Origin of the sequence: Microcoleus sp. (assembly GCF_049646505.1) — a bacterium.
Taxonomy (GTDB): Bacteria; Cyanobacteriota; Cyanobacteriia; order Cyanobacteriales; family Microcoleaceae; genus Microcoleus.
Genome location: NZ_JBARVX010000180.1, coordinates 1 through 6,430, shown reverse-complemented (window position 1 = coordinate 6,430; position 6,430 = coordinate 1). Strand labels below are relative to the sequence as shown.

At 42.7% G+C, this 6,430-nt stretch carries 11 protein-coding genes and 1 pseudogene; 4 read left to right on the top strand and 8 right to left on the bottom strand.

What is annotated here, in order from left to right:
- The coding region (locus WBA89_RS09995; RefSeq protein WP_424406107.1) for a DNA sulfur modification protein DndB at positions 1-766 on the bottom strand (766 nt) is incomplete at its 3' end.
- Positions 767-789: 23 nt separating this feature from the next.
- Here WBA89_RS09995 and WBA89_RS09990 point away from each other — a divergent pair.
- From WBA89_RS09990 to WBA89_RS09975, 4 genes are all read left to right on the top strand, one after another.
- Positions 790-924: a hypothetical protein gene (locus tag WBA89_RS09990; RefSeq protein ID WP_424406105.1), complete on the top strand. Its 135-nt coding sequence runs from the start codon at positions 790-792 to the stop codon at positions 922-924.
- A 106-nt stretch (positions 925-1,030) separates the two neighbouring features.
- Positions 1,031-2,623 (top strand): DGQHR domain-containing protein, encoded by a 1,593-nt coding sequence (locus WBA89_RS09985; protein ID WP_424406103.1) that lies wholly within the window; start codon positions 1,031-1,033, stop codon positions 2,621-2,623.
- 93 nt (positions 2,624-2,716) lie between these two features.
- Entirely contained in the window at positions 2,717-2,968 is a 252-nt protein-coding gene (locus WBA89_RS09980; protein WP_333091040.1) for a DUF2281 domain-containing protein, read from the top strand.
- A complete protein-coding gene (locus WBA89_RS09975; protein WP_424406101.1) occupies positions 2,969-3,361 on the top strand; it encodes a type II toxin-antitoxin system VapC family toxin in 393 nt (130 codons plus the stop codon). It begins immediately after the preceding gene.
- 96 nt (positions 3,362-3,457) lie between these two features.
- Here the strand turns inward: WBA89_RS09975 and WBA89_RS09970 are convergent, their stop codons facing one another.
- The 7 genes and pseudogenes from WBA89_RS09970 to WBA89_RS09940 form a co-directional block, all read right to left on the bottom strand.
- Positions 3,458-3,694: a hypothetical protein gene (locus WBA89_RS09970; RefSeq protein WP_424406099.1), complete on the bottom strand. Its 237-nt coding sequence runs from the start codon at positions 3,692-3,694 to the stop codon at positions 3,458-3,460.
- 61 nt (positions 3,695-3,755) lie between these two features.
- Entirely contained in the window at positions 3,756-3,971 is a 216-nt protein-coding gene (locus WBA89_RS09965) for a DUF6887 family protein (protein ID WP_424406097.1), read from the bottom strand.
- Positions 3,958-4,146, bottom strand: coding sequence for a DUF6888 family protein (locus WBA89_RS09960; protein WP_424406095.1), 189 nt, complete (start codon positions 4,144-4,146; stop codon positions 3,958-3,960). The genes WBA89_RS09965 and WBA89_RS09960 overlap by 14 nt, the downstream gene beginning before the upstream one ends.
- Positions 4,147-4,223: 77 nt before the next feature.
- Entirely contained in the window at positions 4,224-5,282 is a 1,059-nt protein-coding gene (locus WBA89_RS09955; protein ID WP_424406093.1) for an endonuclease/exonuclease/phosphatase family protein, read from the bottom strand.
- 6 nt (positions 5,283-5,288) lie between these two features.
- Positions 5,289-5,759 (bottom strand): DNA phosphorothioation-associated protein 4, encoded by a 471-nt coding sequence (locus tag WBA89_RS09950; protein WP_424406091.1) that lies wholly within the window; start codon positions 5,757-5,759, stop codon positions 5,289-5,291.
- Between the two features lie 81 nt (positions 5,760-5,840).
- Positions 5,841-6,161, bottom strand: coding sequence for a nucleoside triphosphate pyrophosphohydrolase (locus WBA89_RS09945; protein WP_424406089.1), 321 nt, complete (start codon positions 6,159-6,161; stop codon positions 5,841-5,843).
- Positions 6,162-6,173: 12 nt separating this feature from the next.
- Positions 6,174-6,430 (bottom strand): annotated as a pseudogene (locus WBA89_RS09940) (Uma2 family endonuclease); the annotation flags it as partial.

Below are 6,430 nucleotides of genomic sequence, written 5' to 3'. Positions count from 1 at the left end.
CCTGTTGTATTTGTTGAGCAAGTTCTTCCTCTTTTTTCTGTTTTGTAGTGCCAGAATGAGAGGGTTTTGTTTGTTTGCTGCTGTGAATGTTGGACAGCAAAGCCATGATAGCACGATCGATCGCACTTAGCGCAAACAATTTGGGCGATCGCCCGTTCAAACTCCCCTTCTCCATCTCCGTCAAACACCGGAAAGCCTCAACCTGCTTAACCACCGCCTTTACCACAAAAGCGCGATCGTCCCGATAATTGTAAAGTATCCTTAGCGACTCATCCAAAGGTACTTGAAAACTGTTCAAGTCTGCAAACTTTTGCTGGGAATTTTCCAAGCCGATATCCAGGAACAAAATCAGCGCTACAGTCTCGTATCCCAACTGCGGATTTTCCTGCAAAGCCATTTCAAAAGCAGCCCTGCGATGCTGTCCGTCATTAATCACAAACTTAGCATCCATCGGCACCCGCAACCGACCGATTTTGCGTTCTTCCGCCTCATTTCCCAGCGCTTCAAACGTAATATCCCCATCAATAGAAGCTGCGATCGCCCCGCAAGTGTAATCTCCAGAATTATCAACAAAGTAATCAGCAATTTGTGGAATTCTAGCTTTGTTAAGCGCGCGTTTTCCCCGCAATTGGGGCGGCAAATCTTCACCGTCTAAGGGTAACAATTTAGGCAAAAAACGCACCGGGCACATCGATACGTAATATTCACGGCCCGCTTGAATTCCCCGGATCACCGGCAAAATGTATTCAAAGGAAGGAGTGGACATATTTTAGAATTGGGAATTGGGAATTGGGAATTGGGAATTGGGAATTGGGCATCGGGCATCGGGCATCGGGCATTGGGAATTGGGAATTGGGAATTGGGAATTGGAAATTAACATTTATTGACTTTTGGTCTGGTTTGTGGTATATGTCCGGGTTATAGCAAGATAAGTCAAGTATTTCACAAAACTTTTTAAAAAACAAGAGTTGACATCAATTTTAACCCATGATATTTTTGAAAAAATAGCGTAATTATATAAAAACTGCGAATGAATACCAACCCAGCGGCTGACCTCGCTAACCCATTTTTGGAAAAAGAAAATCGCGAAAGGCAGGAAATCGCACTGTTATTAGATAATTATTTAGGAAAGGACGATCGCATTTTCGTACAAAAAACCCAGATGGGAAACACCGAAGCCTACATCGGTTCAGTCACCCTCGAATGGTTGGATTCCCGCGTCCGTTTCGCCTCACAAATGCCGCTTTTCCGACAAAAATTTGACCTCAAAACTAACAACATTGTCCGCGACGACGAAACCATAGACGAAATTATCCAGCGCCCCTTGGATTGGTCGCGCCAAGCCCCACTAACTCAATATTTAGCAGCCCGAAAATCCCACAAATTCCCCGCAGTTTTAGTAGTCGTCAGTCCCCCTTGGGTAGACAACCCTCTAGCAGAAGAATGGGATAAAAACGGCGTAGCAACCAAATCGGCCGCTGAATTCACATCCTTTGATAAAAATGAGAACTTAGGGCTATTGAATATATCTAAAGATATTTCTATTTTTGCCTTAGACGGCCAGCACCGGCTGATGGGAATTCAAGGTTTAATGAGTTTAATTAAAACCGGAATCCTGCAAAGATACAACAAAAATAAAAAACCTGTGGGCGCTGCAATTACTCTCGAAGATTTAGCGCAAGAGTATCAAATTTACCCCGACGAAGTACACAAATTAGCTCACGAAAAAATCGGGATTGAGTTTATCCCGGCGGCTGTGGCTGGGGAAACCCGACAGCAAGCACAACGGCGCGTGCGATCGATCTTTGTGCACGTTAACCTCATGGCCGTAACGCTGAGTCAGGGACAGCTAGCATTATTGAACGAGGATAACGGATTTGCGATTTGCGCCCGCAAAATTGCCGTCACCCATCCTTTATTAAAAGAGCAAGAAGACAGAAATCCCCGCGTCAATTGGGACAGCGCCACAGTCGCCGCCAAATCAACTGTACTCACAACATTGCAAGCGCTGCAAGATATGTCGCAACGGTATTTAGAATACAAATTCCCCCATTGGAAGCCGGAAAAAAAAGGTTTAATTCCCATGCGTCCCGAAGATGATGAACTAAAAGAGGGAATTGAAGAGTTTAAGAAGTTGTTCGATAATTTAGCAACTTTACCAAGCTATCAAAGAATTGAAAGCAGCGAAGAAACCTTAGAATTGCGCCGATTTAGTTTTGAAAAGCCGGGGGGCGAGGGAAATATTTTGTTCCGTCCAGTCGGTCAAATTGCCTTAGCTAATGCTTTGGGAATTCTAGCATTTAGAAAGAAAATTTCGCTGAAATCTATTTTCGACAAACTCCGCAGATTCGATGTGGATGAAGGATTTAGCCACATGGACAATCCTGAATCTGCGTGGTATGGAATTTTGTACGATCCGAATAAAAAGCGAGTGTTAGTTTCTGGAAGGGATTTAGCGGCGAAATTAATTGTATATTTGGTGGCGGGAATTGACGACGATATGGATCGGGCTCATTTGCGGCAAGCTGTGGCTCAAGCGAGGACTTTTGAGGATAAAGCTGTTAGTTTTAATGGCAGGTTTGTGAATCCGAAAGAGGTAGGATTACCGCCGGTGCTGAGTTAAGTTTCTATTGGGCAAAGTCCACAGCGACTAACACTGAGCAGGAAGCAAATTAGTTTTCTATAATTGAATCTGCACCTTACCTATAACCAGATTATGACCATCGCTGAACAGATTTATGCGATCGCCAAAACCCTTCCCAAAGACCAAGCTAGCGAAATTCTCACTTTCGCTGAATTCGTCTGTGCTAAGCATTTGAGCGCGAACCAGCAAACAGACACTGTAGACTCTCCGATTCCTTGGGCTGAACTTGTTTTTTCCCTTGCTGGAACTTGGGTAAAAGATTTTCCATCTCTAGAAGATATTCGTGCTGAATCTGGACAAGATGTTTTGCGGGAGAGTCTATAAATGTACGTTTTGGATACAAACACCTCGATCTACTATTTCAAAGGTCAAGGACAAGTTGCTCAAAACATTGCTAATGTTTTACCCCAGGAAATAGTCGTTTCTGCGATCGTTATTTTTGAGTTGCAAGTCGGCATTGCTAAATCCAATTCGCCGGCCAAACGCACTCAACAACTTCAGCAACTTTTGAGCCGAGTTAACGTTATTGCTTTCGATCGCGATGCTGCTGTTGCGGCTGCTACAATTCGCGCACAGTTGGAGCAACAAGGTACTCCCATCGGCCCGATCGATGTTTTGATTGCAGGGACAGCCGTAGCTCTCCAAGCGACTCTCGTTACCCACAATGTCAAGGAATTTTCTAGAGTTTCGGAACTCGCGATCGCAGACTGGTATTGACTACCTTCCCAACTAAAATGTTGTTAAATTCGTACTTTTAAGAGTATATCGTAATCCCCCAATTCATCCGCAAACAGAATCTGGATGCTAGGTGGTTCAGACATCAATACTATCCCAAAGTTCTGCGATCGGATGAACTTTGCCGTCTTCTACTTCCCGAAGCGCAATCAGGAGACTGTTAAGAATATCTTCTTTAGATGGATCGTTTTTGTCTTCTTCAAACAGTTGACCTAGGGATTGCAAAATCAGGGTTTCGATCGGCAAGTTGAGTTTGCTAGCTTTCTCAAGAAGTTGCTGTTCTAAATATTCAGGAATGGTGAGGGTAATTTGCATGGGGTGTATCTCTTCTTATCACAAAGTTTCAATCGCCGACTGTATTTAACTTGTTAGATGGTTAACTACTGCTATTTCTTGCGGCTTCTAACTTTTGCTGAATTGCGGCTTGAACTTTCTCATCAAAATCAGGATCGCCGGGAGTTGCAATAATCCTCAGCGGATGCTGATTGATTCTGTCTAAGTACGCCTGAAAAGCGGCTCTATCTCCTCGATGTCTGAGAAAATACTTTTTCAATTCAGCATTCGACATTTCGTTATAGTTAACTTGGCTCATCAGCAAACTCCCCATTGGGTAAAATTTGGAACTCAAGCTCTTCATCATACCCAGCCAATATGTATACGTTACGAGTTCTCTCGTCAACACAAACAAGATGTATGGGCTGAAGCATTGTGTAAGTTAGTTGATAAGAGATGCGATATAAACTCTCAAGCTGGGCAGCAGTAGGCATTAGACTTAATCACTCCACCTAAAAGTTATTTTAACATATAACTCCCGGAAATAATTGACTAAAACATTAAATTTAACTTAACTATTTTGTGGTTTCAACAAAACCAATTCCGCCCCCACGGGTAAATGATCGGACTCGGTAGCCTCCAAAGACGAACTCGATTTTGCACCCCAATGCTGGGAATACCAAATATAATCAATCCGACAAACGGGATAGTTTAATTTCCAATTCGAGCGTTTTACCAAAAACTTAAGTTCCCAACCGTGAGGCCAGGTAAAACCAAACCCAAATCCTGATTTTCGGAAAGAATCTTGCAGGACTTTCTGCAGGTTATAGTAGTCTTGAGTTTCGTCTGTCATATTAAAATCGCCGGCGACAATTACGGGCAGAGTTTCTTGCTGGACTCGCTCAACTAAATCTATAATTTCAGGCGATCTTTGGTCATATTTGTAAACTGGAATTTTGATGAAACGTAAAATTTTATATTTCTTAAACCAAGGCCCGGTAGCTTGCATATTATAAACGACTATTTCTCGATCTTTAAATTTAATAACGGCCCGCTGCTGCGTTTCTGCACGATCGGCCAAGTGCAGTATTTCGCTGGATACAATGGGATATTTACTGAGAATTCCTACCGGGGGAATGCCAATTTGATAGGGGTAGTCTGCTTTTAGCCAAGTGAATGCTCTTTCGGTATGTTTATGAACGATTTCTTGTAAAAAGATAATATCGGGTTTTTCCCGTTCAATTAGTTTAACTAAAGTTGGTGACTGTGTTGTATACCATCCGACGTTATGGGATAAAATTTTGATACTCGGTTGCGAGTTTGTGCTGTCAATTGGTGCGGGAGAAAAGTATTTTATCTGCAGCCAACTTATTAGCACAATGCAGCCGATCGCCGAAATAATCGAAAACCATCTTTTTTTGATAATTGATAATCCGATGAGGGGAAGCAGGAAAGTTGGGAAGAAGATTAACGGGATAAAAGTGCTAACCAAGGCTATAATCCACAGGCTATCCCAAAAAATTAGTTTGAGAATCAAATAGCAAATAATTAATGCTGAGTAGCTGTAAGCGAAAAATTTTAAAGATTGCTTTAAAATTCTCTTGATTGTGTCTGTTGGTTTGTGCTTCATTGAGAGTTAAAATAAGAACTTGCTTAAATCGAATTCTTCATTTGAGCGATGTTGATTGTCTCTTTGGGAGATTAAAAACAACAAAAGGCGATCGGTATAATCCGCCGCACCCCGAAATTCTTCTCGCAATATTTCCAGTCCGCCATTAGCATATTCTTCAAAAATTTGCAAGCGTTCTGCTTCCAATTGTTCGTCGAGATGGGAGAGGATTTGAGGATTTTTAGTTTCGGCGATCGCAATTAGCTTGATCGCCATATCGTAACCCCTCGATACAAAAACATCAAGGTCGATCGAACCGGGTTCTCGTTTAGAAATTTCCCCCAAGGGCGATCGTTTTTTCCGCTGATTTCCCAAGGATGCGGCAAAGACGATGACATCGGCGTAAGTCTGAAAAGGCCCGGAGTTGTTATCCAATACAGTTAAGGATTTAACTAAATCGGCTTTGTCTTTAGCAATTCTAATTCTGTTAGCAGCCATTGGAATTAATATTTATTTTTTTAACAGGAGAAAGTAACCGCAGATGTTAGGGAGATAAACACAGATTAACGCAGATAATGTTCATAATGTCCGCAACAGCATAATTTTTTGTGCAAAACCTCCTCTGGCTTCCCGGCGCTTGATTTTTTCGGCTAAAAGTCGATCGCCCGAAATGCCAAAACTGATCATCACCGCATCCATCACCTCAGACAAATCAGCCAATTCCGCCACCAAATCATCCTCATCAGCCACCGCTGCTTCCCCCGCTTCCTCAATCAATTTCTGGCGCAAAGCTTGACGGTATTCGCGATCGGACAAAATGACAAACTCGCATTCACTCCCGCTTTGGCGAATAATTTCAGGAATGCGATCGCGCACCAACTTATGATACTCTTTTTTCACCTCAAACTCCATTCAACCTTGACTAAAAGTTTGAATCAACCAGCGATTAATTTCCCCATCATCTTGAGTTTGACTTCGGTTCAAAGCTTCCTCAACTAATCCTATTTGCAGCCCCGGCAAAACCCGCGACTCTTGAATTCTACCGCTACCTCCGTTATTAATCGCAAATGCAAAAACCTCCCGCGTGTTCGCACGATCCACCCAATATTCAGCTATTCCTGCGCTTTCATACAACAAGCGCTTGCTGCCCAAATCATCGTTAAAAGAAG

Coding starts and splice junctions, on each gene's coding strand:
- WBA89_RS09985 (WP_424406103.1), top strand. CDS start 1,031: ATGAATACCAACCCAGCGGCTGACCTCGCTAACCCATTTTTGGAAAAA.
- WBA89_RS09980 (WP_333091040.1), top strand. CDS start 2,717: ATGACCATCGCTGAACAGATTTATGCGATCGCCAAAACCCTTCCCAAA.
- WBA89_RS09975 (WP_424406101.1), top strand. CDS start 2,969: ATGTACGTTTTGGATACAAACACCTCGATCTACTATTTCAAAGGTCAA.
- WBA89_RS09970 (WP_424406099.1), bottom strand. CDS start 3,694: ATGCAAATTACCCTCACCATTCCTGAATATTTAGAACAGCAACTTCTT.
- WBA89_RS09965 (WP_424406097.1), bottom strand. CDS start 3,971: ATGAGCCAAGTTAACTATAACGAAATGTCGAATGCTGAATTGAAAAAG.
- WBA89_RS09960 (WP_424406095.1), bottom strand. CDS start 4,146: ATGCCTACTGCTGCCCAGCTTGAGAGTTTATATCGCATCTCTTATCAA.
- WBA89_RS09955 (WP_424406093.1), bottom strand. CDS start 5,282: ATGAAGCACAAACCAACAGACACAATCAAGAGAATTTTAAAGCAATCT.
- WBA89_RS09950 (WP_424406091.1), bottom strand. CDS start 5,759: ATGGCTGCTAACAGAATTAGAATTGCTAAAGACAAAGCCGATTTAGTT.